This window comes from Finegoldia sp. P3-F-LR, from assembly GCF_052932165.1.
In genome coordinates, this window is sequence record NZ_JBRFJE010000001.1 from 116,790 (window position 1) to 134,275 (window position 17,486).

The 17,486-nt window shown below is 29.1% G+C and carries 17 protein-coding genes and 1 other RNA gene; 3 read left to right on the plus strand and 15 right to left on the minus strand.

Annotated elements, in window-relative coordinates:
- Positions 1–14 precede the first annotated feature (14 nt).
- From ACU68U_RS00565 to ruvC, 10 genes are all read right to left on the minus strand, one after another.
- The gene (locus tag ACU68U_RS00565) at positions 15–623 is read right to left on the minus strand and encodes an MBL fold metallo-hydrolase (RefSeq protein ID WP_154272608.1); all 609 of its coding nucleotides are present in this window, start codon (positions 621–623) and stop codon (positions 15–17) included.
- The gene (gene dtd / locus ACU68U_RS00570) at positions 623–1,069 is read right to left on the minus strand and encodes a D-aminoacyl-tRNA deacylase (RefSeq protein WP_154272607.1); all 447 of its coding nucleotides are present in this window, start codon (positions 1,067–1,069) and stop codon (positions 623–625) included. The genes ACU68U_RS00565 and dtd overlap by 1 nt, the downstream gene beginning before the upstream one ends.
- The gene (locus ACU68U_RS00575) at positions 1,069–3,240 is read right to left on the minus strand and encodes a RelA/SpoT family protein (RefSeq protein ID WP_154272606.1); all 2,172 of its coding nucleotides are present in this window, start codon (positions 3,238–3,240) and stop codon (positions 1,069–1,071) included. Before ACU68U_RS00575 ends, dtd begins: the two co-directional genes overlap by 1 nt.
- A gap of 64 nt (positions 3,241–3,304) precedes the next feature.
- Complete coding sequence (gene recJ, locus ACU68U_RS00580; protein ID WP_094207168.1) at positions 3,305–5,047, minus strand: single-stranded-DNA-specific exonuclease RecJ; 1,743 nt, start codon at positions 5,045–5,047, stop codon at positions 3,305–3,307.
- 66 nt (positions 5,048–5,113) lie between these two features.
- A complete protein-coding gene (yajC, locus tag ACU68U_RS00585; protein ID WP_308611386.1) occupies positions 5,114–5,422 on the minus strand; it encodes a preprotein translocase subunit YajC in 309 nt (102 codons plus the stop codon).
- 23 nt (positions 5,423–5,445) lie between these two features.
- Complete coding sequence (gene tgt, locus ACU68U_RS00590) at positions 5,446–6,585, minus strand: tRNA guanosine(34) transglycosylase Tgt (protein ID WP_446762516.1); 1,140 nt, start codon at positions 6,583–6,585, stop codon at positions 5,446–5,448.
- The gene (gene queA, locus ACU68U_RS00595; protein WP_094207171.1) at positions 6,578–7,615 is read right to left on the minus strand and encodes a tRNA preQ1(34) S-adenosylmethionine ribosyltransferase-isomerase QueA; all 1,038 of its coding nucleotides are present in this window, start codon (positions 7,613–7,615) and stop codon (positions 6,578–6,580) included. Before queA ends, tgt begins: the two co-directional genes overlap by 8 nt.
- 9 nt (positions 7,616–7,624) lie before the next feature.
- On the minus strand, positions 7,625–8,632 hold the full coding sequence (gene ruvB / locus ACU68U_RS00600) for a Holliday junction branch migration DNA helicase RuvB (protein WP_094205723.1): 1,008 nt from the start codon (positions 8,630–8,632) through the stop codon (positions 7,625–7,627).
- An 8-nt stretch (positions 8,633–8,640) separates the two neighbouring features.
- Positions 8,641–9,237, minus strand: a complete 597-nt coding sequence (ruvA, locus tag ACU68U_RS00605) for a Holliday junction branch migration protein RuvA (protein WP_094207172.1) — start codon at positions 9,235–9,237, stop codon at positions 8,641–8,643.
- Positions 9,238–9,245: 8 nt separating this feature from the next.
- On the minus strand, positions 9,246–9,740 hold the full coding sequence (gene ruvC / locus ACU68U_RS00610; protein WP_094207173.1) for a crossover junction endodeoxyribonuclease RuvC: 495 nt from the start codon (positions 9,738–9,740) through the stop codon (positions 9,246–9,248).
- A gap of 116 nt (positions 9,741–9,856) precedes the next feature.
- Here ruvC and ymfI point away from each other — a divergent pair, with 116 nt between their 5' ends.
- From ymfI to ACU68U_RS00625, 3 genes are read left to right on the plus strand one after another with little or no spacing between them, the layout of a single operon-like run.
- Positions 9,857–10,594, plus strand: coding sequence for an elongation factor P 5-aminopentanone reductase (gene ymfI, locus ACU68U_RS00615; RefSeq protein ID WP_094207174.1), 738 nt, complete (start codon positions 9,857–9,859; stop codon positions 10,592–10,594).
- Positions 10,587–11,306 (plus strand): response regulator transcription factor, encoded by a 720-nt coding sequence (locus tag ACU68U_RS00620; RefSeq protein ID WP_094207175.1) that lies wholly within the window; start codon positions 10,587–10,589, stop codon positions 11,304–11,306. Before ymfI ends, ACU68U_RS00620 begins: the two co-directional genes overlap by 8 nt.
- Positions 11,296–12,645 carry a sensor histidine kinase gene (locus ACU68U_RS00625; RefSeq protein WP_094207176.1) on the plus strand — a complete coding sequence of 450 codons (1,350 nt, stop codon included), beginning with the start codon at positions 11,296–11,298 and terminating at the stop codon, positions 12,643–12,645. Before ACU68U_RS00620 ends, ACU68U_RS00625 begins: the two co-directional genes overlap by 11 nt.
- Positions 12,646–12,681: 36 nt before the next feature.
- Here ACU68U_RS00625 and rnpB read toward each other — a convergent pair.
- The 5 genes from rnpB to dnaG all read right to left on the minus strand — a co-directional run bounded on the left by rnpB (position 12,682) and on the right by dnaG (position 17,478).
- Positions 12,682–13,011: RNase P RNA component class A (gene rnpB / locus ACU68U_RS00630), an RNA gene on the minus strand.
- A 19-nt stretch (positions 13,012–13,030) separates the two neighbouring features.
- Positions 13,031–13,810, minus strand: a complete 780-nt coding sequence (locus tag ACU68U_RS00635; protein WP_094207177.1) for a Nif3-like dinuclear metal center hexameric protein — start codon at positions 13,808–13,810, stop codon at positions 13,031–13,033.
- Complete coding sequence (locus ACU68U_RS00640; RefSeq protein ID WP_094207178.1) at positions 13,800–14,492, minus strand: tRNA (adenine(22)-N(1))-methyltransferase; 693 nt, start codon at positions 14,490–14,492, stop codon at positions 13,800–13,802. The genes ACU68U_RS00635 and ACU68U_RS00640 overlap by 11 nt, the downstream gene beginning before the upstream one ends.
- A gap of 1 nt (position 14,493) precedes the next feature.
- Complete coding sequence (rpoD, locus tag ACU68U_RS00645; protein ID WP_094207179.1) at positions 14,494–15,663, minus strand: RNA polymerase sigma factor RpoD; 1,170 nt, start codon at positions 15,661–15,663, stop codon at positions 14,494–14,496.
- Between the two features lie 18 nt (positions 15,664–15,681).
- Complete coding sequence (gene dnaG, locus ACU68U_RS00650) at positions 15,682–17,478, minus strand: DNA primase (protein WP_154271096.1); 1,797 nt, start codon at positions 17,476–17,478, stop codon at positions 15,682–15,684.
- Positions 17,479–17,486: the final 8 nt, after the last annotated feature.

Sequence of the window (17,486 nt, forward strand, 5' to 3'; positions counted from 1 at the left end):
AATTCTCCTAAATTTTATCTAAAATATGGATTGTATTTCTTTTCGTCACCAATATTAGTTTCTGGTCCGTGTCCAGGATAAACTTTTATATCATTATTTAAAAGTTTTAACTTTTCTACACTATTTTGAATGTCTTCAAAACTTGCAGTTGGCAAATCATATCTACCTATTGAATTCTTGAACAACATATCTCCTGAAAACATTACATCCTTGTAAATATAGCAGCTAGAGCCATAAGTATGACCTGGAGTTTCTAAAACTGATATTTTAGAGTCATTAAACTCAATCGTGTCTCCTTCTTTTACATAATAATCTGCTTTTAAAGTAATTGGATTTCCAACTTTTCTTGTATAATTTTTTTCAGGATCTTCAAGTAAATCTTTTTCTTTTTCTGGAGCGTAAATAACTGTATTTAGCTTATTTTTTAATTCTTCAGCTGCAAATATATGATCAAAATGTCCATGTGTAATCAATATAAATTGTATTTCTAAATTACGATTTTTAATATATTCACAAATATCATCAGCTTGTGCACCTGGATCAACAACAAAACATTTATTATTTTCTGATAAAATGTACATGTTTTCTCCATATTTTGTAGTAACTATTTTGTCTAATGTCATCATTCACTCCTACTATCTATAATTATCGTAACTGGTCCATCATTTGTAAGTGATACCTTCATATCAGCGCCAAATTCCCCAGTTTGAAAAGGTACGTTTTCTTTATTTAACTTTTCAATAAACTTTTGGTATAGATCTCTGGCGAGTTCTCCTTTGGCACATTTATCAAATGATGGTCTATTCCCTTTTCTAATACTTGCATACAATGTAAACTGAGAGACAAGTAAAATTTCATAATTTAAATCTTTAATTGAAAGATTAAGCTTATCTTCTTCATCAGAAAATATTCTTAAATTAACAAGTTTTCTGATGCAATAATCAATATCTGCTTCATTATCTTCACTATGAATTCCTAGTAGTATTAAAAAACCATCTTTAATTTCACTTTTTGTTGAACCATCTATTTCAACTTTTGCTTTATTAACTCTTTGAACTAATAATTTCATTATGAATTCACCCTAAAAACGTCTATCGTTCCTTTTATGTTTTTAATTCTTGCAATTACTGTATCTATTTGAGAACTAGAACTAATTTCTAATATTATATTAATCGTTACTGTTTTGTCTTTATTTATTCTTGTGTTAAATGTTTTAATGTTTAGTTTACATTCACTAATAACTTTAGTTAAATCAGCCAAATAACCGACATTACTAAAAGATATTATTTGAAGTTCAACTTGATAATTATGATTTTTTAAATTATTGCCCCATCTAACAGTGATTAATCTATCTTTCTCATTTACTGATTTTACATTAGAACAATCTCTTCTATGAACGCTAATTCCTCTACCTCTAGTAATGTAGCCGACTATTTCGTCACCTGGAATAGGATTGCAACATTTAGCCAGCTTTATATCTACATTATCAATTCCATCAATTACAACTCCACTTTCTTTTGGCTCTTCATTAACAAAATCGACATGGTTTGGTTTATTGACAACTTGGTCTGTTTCATAATAGTCTTTGTGGTATTCCTTAAGTTTAGGAATAACTTGTGTAACCCTTGTGGATCCGTAACCAATAGCTGCGTACAAATCATCAATAGATGAAAAACTTAATTTACTTGCAATTTCTTCAAGCCATTCTCTTTTCAGTAACTCATTGAAACTATATCCCATTTTTGCGACTTCTTTTTCAAGCATATCTCTTCCAGAAACGATATTTTCGGTTCTTTGTTCCTTTTTAAACCATTGTTTAATTTTTGTTTTAGCTTGTGAAGATTTTACAATTTTAAGCCAGTCTCTTGAAGGTCCTGAATTTGGATTTGTAAGAATTTCAACAACATTTCCTGTTTTTAATTTGTATGTTAAAGGTACAATTTTACCGTCTACCTTTGCACCAACACATTTGTTTCCAACTGCAGAATGAACTTTGTAAGCAAAATCGATCGGTGTTGAGCCAGATGGCAAATCCATTACATCACCTTTTGGTGAATAAACAAAAACTTCGTCATTAGCGAATTCTTCTTTGAATAAATCCATGAATTCTTTTGAATCGGTATAATCTTTTTGCCAATCCATTATTTCTCTAAGCCAAGCTAATTTGCTATCATATTTAGATTTTTTATTAGAAGTACCTTCTTTGTACTTCCAATGAGCAGCAATACCATATTCAGAAGTTTTATGCATTTCCCAAGTTCTAATTTGTATCTCATAAGTTCTTCCGTCATGAGCCAATATTGTAGTGTGTAAAGATTGATACATATTAGGTTTTGGAGTTGCAATATAATCTTTAAAAGTATCAGGGATTGGCCTGAAAAATCTATGAGCAATTCCTAAAACATCATAGCATTCACTTTCTTTATTTACTATAACTCTGATGGCTGATAAGTCTTTGATTTCTTCAAAAGCCAAATGTTTTTTGTACATTTTTTTATATATTGAAAAAACACTTTTTGGCCTTCCAAAAATCTCCGCTTTTATATTATATTTTTCAAGTTCATCTTGAAATTGTCTTATAATATTTTGTATTTGGGATTCTCTTTGTTGTCTAGTTTCGTTTATTTTATTTACAATATCTTGATAAATATTTGGTTCCAAATACTTTAAGCTTAAATCTTCTAATTCCCATTTTATAGTAGACATACCAAGTCTGTGAGCAAGTGGTGCATAAATTTCTAAAACTTCATTGGCTTTTTCAATCTGCTTTTCGCGAGTCATGTATTCCAAAGTTCTCATATTGTGAAGCCTGTCAGACAACTTAATTATTATAACTCTGATGTCTTTGGCCATTGCCAAGATCATTTTCTTTAAATTTTCTGCTTGATTATCTTTTTTAGTTTTAAATTTAATTTGTTTTAATTTTGTAACACCATCGACCAGGTCAGCTATTTCTTTGCTAAATAAATACTCTAAATCTTCGTATGTTATTTCTGTATCCTCTACGACATCGTGAAATAGCCCGGCTATAATAGTTGCATCATCCATGTTCAAAGAAGCCAAAATTTTAGCTACAGCCATCGGATGAATTGCATAAGGCTCACCAGAATTTCTAAATTGTCCCTCATGAGCTCTAACCATGTAGCCATATGCTCTAGTTATCTCATCTACATCAGTATTTGGATTATATGATTTTATAGATTTTATCAAACTTTGTAAATCCGATTGTTCATAATGCATAAAGCTACCTCCTAATAATTATTTTGTTATAATTATACCATAACATGAGCATTATTGTTAACATTTATCTTAAATCGATTAAATTTAATTGAATATTCTTAACATTATTAAAATCATTTATTTCAGGATAGTATATAATATCTATTTTTGCATTACAAGCAATACTATTTTCAAGTTGAATCATTACATTTTCACCGAATTTTTCTAATAAATAATTATATTTTTCTATAGCTTCTGAAAACATAATTGAATCAATTGTTTTATTATTTTTGAGTAATTTCAACTTCAAAACATTCTTATTTTTTCCAATCATCCTAGCAAAGATTATTTCCAGATTTTTATCTCCCAAAATCGGTCTAGGATTATCCTTGCCAAAAGGACGAAGACGATCGATTTCTTCTATCAAATCAAAATCTATCTTGTCTACATAAAAGCTTGAATCAATAAGGATTTTTTTTACAAAGTCCTCTTTGGTAAGTCTGCTTCTTTGATTAACTTTAGTTCTAAACTCATCTAATTTATCTACTTCAATTGATAATCCACACGCCATAGGATGACCACCAAATGATACAAACAATTCTCTAAACTCATCAAATTCTTTGAATATATCATACTCTGAAATACTTCTTCCTGATCCTTTAAGAACATCTTGATTTTCTGATTGTGTTAGTATTAACGTTGGTTTATTATATTTTTCTTTAATTCTTCCAGCTATGATTCCACAAACACTTTCATGAATTCCTTCAACATTACAAATCAATATATCATCATTTATCAGTCCTGTGTTTTCAATTATTTCAATAGCTTTATTAAATCCATCTTCTGTTAACTTTTTTCTTTTTTCATTGAGATCAACTAAAATTTTAGCGTAAGCCTCAACATTATCCATATTTTCATCGCGAAATAGTTCAACGCCTAATTTTGCAGTATCTAATCTTCCAGCAGCATTGATACATGGACCAATTATAAATCCTAAACTGTAAACATTTACTCCATTTTTAATTCCAGTCATATCAATTAAGCATTTTAATCCGTAATTCTCTGTATTATTGATTTCTTCTAATCCTTTAGTCACAAAATATCTATTTTCGTCCTTTAAATCTACGATATCACACACAGTTCCCATTGCTACATATTGGAGCAAATTTTCACATTCTAACATACCGTATCCTTTTTTGATATTTATAGCCTGAATTAATTTATAAGCAACTCCTGCGCCACATAAACTTTTAAATGGATAATTACAAGATTGTTGTTGGGGATTAATAACTGCATCAGCATTTGGAATGATTTCTTTTCCATCAAGTTTTATTGTTTGGTGATGATCAGTTACAATTATTTTTAAGCCATTTTGTTTGGCATAATCACATTGTTCTATAGCACTTATACCATTATCACATGTTATTATTAAATCAATATTATCTTCAATACATTTGTCTATTATGCTAAAAGAAATCCCATATCCATCAATCATTCTATTAGGAATATCATAAGAAAGTTTATCTGTAAAATATCCAAGGCCATCTAATAAAGTCATAGTCGATGAATTTCCATCTTGATCATAATCTCCAACTATTCTTATGTTTTGATCATTTTCAATAGCATTGATAATTATATCTACCGCTTTATCCATATCTTTCATTAAAAAAGGATCATGATATGAATTTTCGGCATCAGGATTTAAAAAAGTTTGGAAATCTGTTATGTTTCTATTTAATAAAATCTTTGCTATTAATGGATGAATATTATATCGTTGTGATACCTCGCTAAAATTATTGCCTCTATTATTTATTAACCATTTATTCATTCATTCTCTCCAAATAAAAAAATGGATTTATAGCTCAAATTTTAAGTTTGAGCTATAAATCAATTTCTATTTTTCTTCATTATCTTCTTTTTTGTTTTCTGTTACTTTTGCTGCTTTTACATTTGATGCAATAGCATTTTTAACAAATTCAAGTCTTGTTTTTTGTGATGAAGTTTCCAAGATGACACTATCATCAGTTACAGAAACTATTGTTCCCTTAACTCCACCAATTGTAATTACTTCGTCTCCAACTTTTATAGCGTTTCTCATATCCATTAATTGTTTTTGTTGTTTTTGTTGTGGACGAATCATTAAAAAATACATTACAGCAAAAAGTGCAATCAAAGGCAATAATGATGCTAACATTTTTGGCATAAAAATCCTCCTTAAATATTTACTTATTTAATATTATCACATTTTTGGTGATAATCATAACCATAATTTCTATAGAATTCATCTTTGAATTCTAAGTATCTATCTTCTTCTATAGATTTTCTAATATTTTCCATCAATTTGATTAAAAATCTCAAATTATGAATAGACAATAATCTTGCGCCTAAGATTTCATCTACATTTAGTAAATGTCTGATATATGCTCTAGTATGGTTTTTGCAAGCATAACAATCGCAATTATCGTCAAGTGCAGAAAAATCATCTTTGTATTTTGCGTTTTTTACGACTAATTTACCTTTAGAAGTTAAGGCTGTACCATTACGAGCAATTCTAGTAGGAAGAACACAATCACACATATCAACACCATGTTCAACTGCTTCGAATAAGTAATCCGGTGTACCAACACCCATTAAATATCTCGGTTTATTTTCTGGCATAAAATCAGTTGTAAAATCTAATAAATCAATCATCAAATCTCTAGGTTCGCCTACGGATAATCCACCTATAGCATACCCTGGCAAATCAAAATCAATTGTATTCTTAGCAGAATATTCTCTTAAATCTTTGTACATGCCACCTTGAATAATCCCAAAAAGATTTTGTTTATCAGTGTTTTTATGATAATCTTTACATCTTTTAAGCCATCTTAGTGTTCTTTTCATTGAGTCTTCTGTGTATTCATAACTTGCTGGATAAGGAACACATTCATCAAAAGCCATCATTATATCGGATCCCAAATCATTTTGAATTTCCATTGATTTTTCGGGAGAAATAAAATGTTTTGATCCATCAATATGGCTTCTAAACTGAACTCCTTCCTCAGTAATTTTTCTTGTCTTATTCAAACTAAAAACTTGAAATCCGCCACTATCTGTTAGAATTGGTTTATCCCAATTCATAAATTTATGAAGTCCATCTGCTTTTCTAATAATTTCTTGACCTGGTTTTAAATATAGATGATATGTGTTAGATAGAATTATTTGAGATCCAATAGATTTCAATTCATCATTGTTCATTGCTTTAACTGTTGCTCTTGTGCCTACAGGCATAAACACAGGTGTTTTTATAACACCATGATTTGTTTCTATTGTCCCTGTTCTAGCTTTGCATTGAGAAGACTTTTTCTCTAGTGTAAATTTAAACATTCTTGCCTCCATTTATGAACATAGCATCCCCAAAGCTAAAAAATCTAAAATCATTTTGCTTTGCTTTTTCATAAGCATCAAAAATGTATTCTTTCTTTGAAAAAGCACTAACCAACATCATTAAAGTAGACTTAGGTAAATGGAAGTTAGTGATTAAGCTGTCCACGATATTAAATTCAAAGCCTGGATAGATAAAAATATCTGTCCAGCCACTTTCAGCTACTAATTTTGAATTATTATTGTGTGTAACTGTTTCTAAAGTTCTTACGCTTGTAGTTCCTACTGCTATAATGTTATGTCCTTTACTTTTTTGTCGATTAATAATATCAACGGTTTCTTGACTTATAGTATAATATTCAGAATGCATATGATGATCTTTAACATCATCTACTTTAACTGGTCTGAATGTTCCTAATCCTACATGTAATGTTAAGAATACTACATAAATTCCTTTTTCTTTGATTTTTTCTAAAAGTTCATTTGTAAAATGAAGACCTGCCGTAGGTGCTGCTGCACTTCCTTTGTGTTTTGAATAAACAGTTTGATACCTTTCTTTATCATCCAATTTTTCTTTAATATATGGAGGAAGTGGCATATTTCCAAGTTCATCTAATCGTTCTTCAAAAATTCCTTCATAATCGAATTTTAAAATTCTAGATCCATCTTCTGTAATGTCTACGACTTTTGCGCTTACTTTATCAGAAAATTCTATTACTTGACTTAATTTCATTTTCTTTCCAGGCTTTACCAAACATTCCCACTTATCTTCTGTTTGTTGTAGAAGTAAAACCTCAATTTTTTCTTCTTTTCCTGGTCTGTGTCCAAAAAGTCTAGCAGGAATAACTCGTGTGTTATTACATACTAAAACATCACCAGGGTTTAAATAATCTATAATATTATAAAACTTTTTTATTTCTGTATTTCCGTTAAATCTATCCATAACCATTAGCTTAGATTCATCTCTTTTATCTAATGGAGTTTGTGCGATAAATTTTTCATCTAACTCGTAATCAAAATCATCTGTATTCATCTTATAAAATCACCTCTTTCTAACTATATTAAAATGTTTGTACGCTTTATCTGTGACAATTCTTCCTCTTGAAGTTCTATTGATGAATCCTATTTGCAACAAATAAGGTTCATAAACATCTTCAATAGTAATTCTTTCTTCACCAGTTGCCGCTGCAATTGTATCAACACCAACAGGTCCACCATCAAAATTATTAATCATTGTCATTATTATTTTTCTATCAACATAATCTAGTCCACATTTGTCTACTTCTAACAAATTTAAACCACGATTACTTATTTCCTTTGTAATGGTTCCGTCTGCTCTTACTTCTGCATAATCCCTAACTCTTTTTAATAGCCTGTTAGCGATTCTTGGAGTGCCTCTACTTCGCCTTGCTATTTCCATAGCACCTTCTTCATCAATGCCTATTCCCAAAACACCCGCAGATCTAGTAACTATTTTCTTCAAACTTTCTATATCATATAACTCTAAGTTTAATAGAACACCAAATCTATCACGAAGTGGTCCTGTCAATTGACCTGATCTTGTAGTAGCACCAATAAGTGTAAATTTCTCCAAATCTATTCGTAAGCTTCTTGCAGAAGGTCCTTTTCCCACTATAATATCCAAAGCATAATCTTCCATTGCAGGATACAAAATTTCTTCAACAGAACGATTAATTCTGTGTATTTCATCTATAAACAAGACATCATCTTTTTGTAAATTTGTAAGAATACTTGCTAAATCAGAAGGCTTTTCGATTGCAGGTCCACTAGTAACCCTTAGGTTAACTCCCATTTCATTAGCTATAATGTGTGCTAAAGTAGTTTTACCTAATCCAGGTGGTCCATATAATAGAGCGTGATCCAATGGTTCATTTCTATTCTTTGCAGCTTCAATAAAAATTGACAATTTCTTCTTGACTTTATCTTGACCAATATAATCGCTCATCCATTTTGGTCTTAAATTAAAATCAATATCTTCGTCGCTTTTCGTAAAAGATGCTCCAACAATTCTATCGTTTTTATCTTCCATTTTCTCACCTACCTACTACTGTCCAAGCTTTTCATTGCTTTTTTCATTATATCTTCAATTGATAATCCAGAAATATCAGTGTTTTCGATAAATGCATCCACATCATTTTTAAAATAACCAAGTTGTAATAATGCTTCTCTTGCAAATTCTGAATCACTTGATTTTTTCACTTCTTTGTTAACAGATTTTTCTGATGGAGCAAAATCTTTTTCGATTTTTTCTTTTAGCTCTAAAATAATCCTCGATGCTGTTTTTTTGCCAACGCCAGGTGCTTGTGTTAGAAGTTTAATATCATCAGTAATAATAGCGGTTTTACATTCATCAACTGTCATAGTTGATAGTATATTCATTGCATATTTTGGGCCAATAGATGTTACATCTGTTAACAAATTAAATAAGTCTCTTTCTTTTTGAGATGAAAATCCGTACAAAATACTTGCATCTTCTCTTTCGACAAATTCAGTATATACTTTATATTCATCAAATGCACTGACATTATCCCTAAAAAAATCAGTTATGAATATTTTATAACCAATTTTGTTGTTTTCCAATACTATGTAATTTTCATGAACTTCAGTAATAACTCCAATAATATACGAATACATACTATCTCCTATTTCATTTCATTTAGATATTTAAATTTACTTCCAAAAATGTGACACAAAGCCACAGCTACAGCATCTGCAGCATCATCAGGTTTAGGTATATCGTTAAATTTTAGAATTGTTTTAACAGTTTCTTGTACTTGTCTTTTATCAGCTCTTCCATATCCTACAACTGCTTGTTTAATTTGAAGAGGCGTATATTCATAAAGACATAAATTCTTATTGATACAGCTTAGAATTTCTACTCCTCTTGCTTGAGATACAGTTATTGCTGTCTTTACATTTTTATTGAAAAACAATTCTTCAAATGCGCAATCTTCAGGTTGAAATTCATCGATAATTTTGTTCATCTCGTTGTAAATAAATGATAATCTGTCAGGTAATGTTGATTTTGAACTTGTTGTTATGCAACCATATTCAAGACATTTTATTTTGTTATTATCATAATCCAATATAGAATATCCAACGATTGCTATACCAGGATCAATTCCTAAAACTCTCACTTATTATCAAATCCTATACTCTAATATATTTTAACATGTTTTAATATTATATCATAAACATTTTGACTTGTTAATTTGCCTATATGTTATAATATAATCAGTTAAAAGGAGAAAAAATGAAGACAATTTTAATAACTGGCGCCAGCGGAGGTATTGGAGAAGGAATTTGCAAAATGTTAGAAAATCATCCAGAATATAGAATCGTTGTGCACTATTTTAATAATGAAGATAAAGCTAAAGAAATCGTTGAAAATATTAGAAATAAAGGCATAGATGCAATATCATATAAGTGTGATTTAAGAAATTTTGATGAATGCAAAAAAATGTTCGAATCAATTAGAAATAAATTTAGATGTGTTGATATATTGATTAACAACGCAGGAATATCTATTGTAGATCAATTTCAAGATATTAAAGTTAATGATTGGTATAATATGTTTGATGTTAATGTGCATGGAACCTATCATATGTGCAAATTAGCATTGGAAGATATGTTAGATAAAAAGGAAGGAAATATTATTAATATTACTTCAATTTGGGGAATGATTGGCGGATCAATGGAATCTTGTTACTCAGCAACAAAAGCTGCGATAATAGGGCTTACAAAATCCTTAGCTAAAGAATTTGGATATAGTAACATTAAAATAAATGCTATTGCCCCTGGAGCTATAGATACACCTATGTTAGATAATATCTCAAAAGATGATTTAGATTATGTTATAGAAGACACCCCTATGGGAAGACTTGGAACACCTGAAGATATTGCAAATCTTGTAGAATTTTTAATATCAGATAAAAATTCATTTATGACTGGACAAATATTAAGTCCAAATGGAGGTTTTGTAATTGTTTAAAGAAAATTTAACCGATATAAAAATTTTAATAGTTGAAGATGAGAAAAACATATCAAATGCAGAAAGAAAATACTTAGAAGTTGAAGGATTTGAAGTTGATCAAGCATTTGACGGACAAGAAGCTATTACTATGATTAATACAACAGATTATTCATTAATTATTTTAGACTTAATGTTGCCAAAAGTTAGCGGTGAAAAAGTTATGGAAGTAATTAGATCTAGAACTGAAACACCAGTAATCATGGTTACAGCTAAAGTAGATGAATCTGAAATATTAGAGGGTTTAAAACTTGGAGCTGACGATTATATTACTAAACCTTTCAGTTTAAAAATATTAGTTCAAAAAGTAAAAACAATTCTCAGAAGAGTTGAAAAGCTTGGCCTCCCAAAATCCGAAAAAATTTATTTTGATAATGGACGTGTAAGTATTTCTTTTGAAGATAACACGTTTATTAAAGACGGAGAAAGCATAAATCTTACTAGCAATGAATTTCAAATAATCAAAACTTTATTCTCTAATCCCAATAAAATATTTACTAGAGATGAAATAATAGAATTATCTTTTGGTTATGATTATGAGGCTTTTGACAGAGCTATAGATACTCACATTAAAAATATTAGACATAAAATTGAAGATAATCCAAAAAAACCTCGTTATATTAAAACAATTTATGGCGTTGGCTATAAGTTAGGTGTATACGATGAAGCTTAAGTCGGAAATATTATATGAGTTTTTAAGAGCTATTATATTTCCTATCATGTTATTGTCATTTATTGCGGTATTCATTTTTCAATTATCATTCAGAAATTTTGTTAACAATGAAGAACTAAACAGACAAAACAAAATTGAACAGCTAACTAAAAACTTATTTTTAGATCAACAACAAGGACTAAGCATAAAAAGTATTGATAAGTACATGTGGTATTTGAGCGAGTTAGATCTTGATGTTATTTTTTATGACAATAACGATAAGGAATTATATTCTTTTAAAGAAGGATTCGAATTAGCTAAGAAAACTCCACTTTATAACACTATAGTAAAAGATGTATACGATGAAAACAACAAAAAAATAGGTCATATCAAATATATTTATAGGATTAATAATAATTTCAAACAAAGAGGAGAAGTATTCATAACAAACTTATTAAGATTAATAATTTTATCCACATTTTTATCATACTTTACAAGTTTGATAATATCAATTTTCCTTTCAAGAAAGGTGACTAATCCTATTGAAGAATTAACTCAAGCTACAGTCAATATAAGAAAACAAAACTACATTCTACCAATTATAAAAAGTAATATAGTTGAAGTAAATCAATTATCCCAAAATATCAATTACATGGCAAATTCATTAAAATCTCAAGAATTTAATCGAAAACAATATGCACAAAATATTAGTCATGAATTGAGAACCCCTTTAACTAATTTAAGGTTAAATTTAGAATTGATTCAAGACGGCATTATGGAACCTAATGAACAAAATGTAAGTACTCTTCTTATAGAAATTGATAGATTGACTAGCTTAATTAATCAGCTAAATAATACATTTAAAAAATCAACTCCAGAAACTATATATAATCCTACAGATTTTAATCTAACTGAATTTTTACATGAAATATTTAAATCTATGAAAACACAATATGATAAAGCAGGAGTTTTATTTGATATGGAAATATCAGAGGATTTGGATATCCATACTGACAAAGAAAAGTTAGCTAATATAATTATCAACTTATTATCTAATGCACTTAAAGCTTGTCAAACAAAAGATTCAGTATTATTAAGAGCTAGACATATCAACAGAAAAATTGTTATCTCCGTAAAAGATACTGGAATAGGTATTAGTGAAGAAAATAAGCCGAAAATTTTCGAAAGATTTTACAGAGTTGATGATTGCAGAAACACAAAAGAAAATGGTTACGGACTGGGTCTGTCAATTGTTAAAAACTACGCTGATATTATCGGTGCTGATATATCAGTTAATTCAAAACTAAACTTAGGTACAGTAATGATGATTTCTTTTAATGACGATATAATTGTAAAATAAAAAAAGATTGGTAACAGTATTGCTACCAATCTTTTTTTTATGACCAAATCTATAAGCCGTGTTCTGTATTTGATAATCATCTATCTAGACTAATTGTTACCAATTAGTTCAAGCAATCTACCTACCGGAGACGACGAGCAGCCGTCTTTAATCCTATTTGATTTTGCACTGAATGGGGTTTACATAGCCATAAAGTCACCTTTATGCTGGTAGGCTCTTACCCTACCTTTCCACCCTTACCAATAAATGGCGGTATATCTCTGTTGCACTAGCCTTAGGGTCGCCCCCACTGGACGTTATCCAGCATCCTCGCTCTATAGTGCACGGACTTTCCTCATGAATTCATGCGATTATCTGATTTAGTCACCATAACATTATAACATAATTAGAAAATTTTTCTAGTTGGTTTTTTTAAATAATTAACATCTATTTTGATATCTGGAAAAGATTTTTGAATAGTTTGTCTTAACGGTTCAAGAATAAATTTTTCTGATTCATAGTGGCCAATATCTATTAGTATAAGATTGTTATCTTGTGCATCTATCTGTTCATCGTGTTTAAATTCAGAAGATACAAATACATCACAATTAGTATCAATACAATTTTCAATGAAGTGACCACCACTTCCGCCTAGCACCGCTATTCTTTTAATCTTTCGATTTGTATTACCGTATACAATTACACTTTCAAGATTTAATTTATTTTTCAAATCACAAATAAAATTCTCTGCAAAATCCTCTTCAATATCAGCATATTTCCCATATCCTATATTATTTTTATGAGAATCTAAAATTTTAGTATTAGTCAAGCCTAATTGTTTAGCTAGCGCATCACTTACTCCAAATTCGACACTATCTAAGTTGGTATGCGAAGAATAAATACAAATTTCATTTTTTATCGCACTAATTAATCGTGTATTTACACTATTATCTTGTTCTATAATATTTTTTAATGGATGAAAAATAACTGGATGATGTGTAAATATCAAATCATATTTTTCTCTAATAGCTCTATTCAGGCAATTATCATCTAAATCTAAGGAAATCAAAATCTTATTTATTTCTCTATTTAAATTACCAAATTGAATACCACTATTGTCAAAGTCTTCCTGAATTTCTAAAGGAACTAATTTTTCATACCAACTTATAAAATCTTTAAGCTTCAATTTTATTCAACACTTTCTCAAGTTCTTTTATTTCGACATTAATATTATCAATAGCATTTTTTACATTATCAGAGTCTTTTTCTGATATATTCGACAATATTGTTTTCTTATTTTCTATCTGTTGTTTTATATATTGCTTCAAATTTTCAGATTTATTATCGATTAAAAATTTTCCAAATTCATACTCATAATCATTCGAAAATAATTGCTTACCGACTTTAATTTTAATTATTTGATAATATTTGTCATTTTCAAACAAATCAACTTCTTCTATAATTTCAAAAGAATTGTCATGTAAAAATTTTCTTAGTACGGAAAGTGAATTATTTGCTCCTAAGATTAAGCAATTTGCACTTTTAGCTACATCGATATTTTTTCCCAGAATATCAGCGATTAAATTTCCTCCCATTCCTGAAATTATTATCGTGTCAACTTGATATTCGTTTAAATTATCCAAGCCATCAGATACATTTAGTATTATTTTTTCCGGTTTATCAAGATAATCTAATTTTTCTCTTAATTTATCTAATGATTTTTCACTAATATCCGATGCGATGACTTTCTTTGCTTTATTTGACTTTATTAATTCGAATGGAACAATTCCATGATCTGTTCCTATATCAGCAACTATTGAATTATCATCTACTAAGTTAATTATTTCTTCAAGCCTAAGTTTTTTCATTTTATTCCAAAAAATCCTTTAATTTTTGACTTCTAGATGGATGTTTTAATTTTCTCAAAGCTTTTGCTTCTATTTGTCTTATTCTTTCTCTTGTGACATCAAAGTCTTTGCCAACCTCTTCAAGTGTTCTAGGAGTACCATCAACAAGTCCAAATCTTAATGCTAATACTTTTCTTTCTCTTTCATTTAAAGTGTTTAAAATGCCTTCTAATTCTTCTCTAAGCATAGTAAAATTTGCTGCTTCATCTGGAGCGATAGCAGTATCATCTTCAATAAAATCTCCTAAATGACTGTCTTCTTCTTCACCAATAGGTGTTTCCAAACTTACAGGTTCTTGAGCAATTTTTCTGACTTCTCTAACCTTTTCTACTTCAATTCCCATTTCTTTAGCTATTTCTTCATTTGTAGGGTCTCTTCCCAAATCTTGTAATAATTGTCTTTCAATTCTAACAAGTCTATTAATAGTTTCCACCATGTGTACAGGAATTCTTATTGTTCTAGCTTGGTCAGCAATTGCTCTTGTAATAGCTTGTCTGATCCACCAAGTAGCATATGTTGAGAATTTGAATCCTCTTGTATAGTCAAATTTATCAACTGCTTTCATAAGACCAAGATTACCTTCTTGAATCAAATCCAAAAAGCTCATTCCACGTCCAACGTATCTTTTAGCAATACTTACAACCAAACGTAAGTTTGCTTCTGCTAACTTTTTCTTAGCTCTCTTAGAGCCATTTTCCATTTCTTGTGCTAATTGAACTTCTTCTTCAGCTGATAACAAAGGAATTTTTCCAATTTCTTTTAAATACATTTTTACTGGGTCGTCTACATTAATTCCTTTAATATCAGAAACATCTTCGATGATCTTTTTGTCATCTTTAATATCGTCATCGTCTTCATCATCAATAGATTCATCATCTTCGATATCGTCTTTGTCATCATCCTTTGAAGATGATTTCTTCTCTATTTCATCATTACTTTCAAAAATCTCAATATTATTTTCAATTAACAAATTTCTTATATCTTCTATATCATCTTCATCAAGGCAAGAAATATCATCAATATTTTTGAAGTCTTTGATAGTAACTATGCCATCATTCTCATTACCTATCTCTATTAATTGGTTTAATGCATCTTTTTTTATTTGTTCAACATCCAAGTTTTCTTCTGACATAAAAAAACTCCTTTCTGACTATTTGTACTCTTTAATTTGTCTATTAATTTCTAAGATTTTATTCAAAATTTCATTGTATTCTTTATTAATCTTTTCATTAAATTCTACTGATTGCATTAGATCTAGCTGAGATTTAATATTATCTTTTTCTTGAGTCATTAGGTATTTTTTAATCTCCAATACGACTCTACCAATATTATTAATACTAATTGAATATCTAGATTTCTGATATAAATAATCGATAGTTCGATCCATTTGAATATCATTTTTGAAATAATCTCTAGCCGCTTTTTCATCAATTTCATTTTCATTATTTTTAGAATAATAAAAATCCACAAACTCCATAAAGTTATTATAAGAACTGATTTTAGTTTTGAATTTTGAGAATTCTTCTTTTAAATCATAGTATATATCTTTATGAAAACAAGCAATTGTCATTATATCAATTGCAGTTATTTTTTCCTGATTATTAATACTATCTTTTTCTGTATTTTGATTATCTTCAGTTCTCTCATAATGAAAATTCACGTTAGGCTTAGTTTCTTTCAGCTTATTATAGACATCTTTTTTCAAACTCACATATTCTATGTTTAAATCATCAGAAAATCTCTTAATATATTCATCCCTAATGACTTCTCTATCTAATTTTGATAATAAAGTTGTCAAATCATCTATAAGTTGTATTTTTTCTTTTACATCATTAATATCGTATTTTTGAAGTATTTTCTTGTATTCATAAATAACACTATCCATTGCGTTATCTATTAACCTATCGAAACTTTCATTTCCGTATTGTTTAATATAATCATCAGGATCCATATTATCAGGTATGACAATAATGTTAGGACTAATATCCTGCTCTTTAAATATTTCTATAGCACGAGATGTTGCGTTTTGACCTGCTGAGTCACCATCATAACATATATAAATATTCTTACAATATCTTTTGATTAATTTTGCTTGATCATGTGTTAGAGAAGTACCTAATGAAGCAATAGCATAGTCAAATCCATAATTTGTCAATGAGATAACATCCATATATCCTTCTACCAATATGATTTTCCCAACTTTAGTAGAATTTTTTAAATTAGAAACTCCATAAACATTCTTGCTTTTATCGTAAGCTAGGCTCTGAGGAGAATTCATATATTTTGCCCTTGAATCCGCAAGAGCTCTACCACCAAAACCAATAACATTGCCTCTTATATCTATAATAGGAAACATCAACCTATTTCGAAATTTATCATAAACATTCCCTTTTTCGTCCTGATTTATGAGGCCGACTTCTATTATATCATCTTTTTGATACCCTTTTTGTAGTAAATGACGATAAAGACTGTTTTTCCCATCAGCGTAACCTATTATAAACTTATTAATCAAATTATTATTAAGATTTCTTTTTTTTATATAATCCTTCGGTATGTCATTTATCAATAGATTTTTGTAATAAAATAATTTGGCTTCATTATTAATTTCAAATAATTTTTTGCGATGTTCGTATTTTTCTTTATTTACTTCATTTGTTTCGACTAAAATACCTAACTTATCTGCCAAAAATTTAATAGCTTCAGGATATGACATGCCCTCTTTTTGCATTATAAAGGATATAACATCGCCACCAACACCACAACCAAAACAATGAAAAATGCCTTTTGATGGCGATACACTAAAAGACGGCGTCTTCTCATTGTGAAATGGACATAGTCCAACATAATTTGAACCAGCCCTTTTCAATTCAACATAATCTCCAATTACAGAAACTATGTCTGCAACACTTTTTATCTCATCTATTTTATCTTGTGGTATAAATCCCATCTTATCAT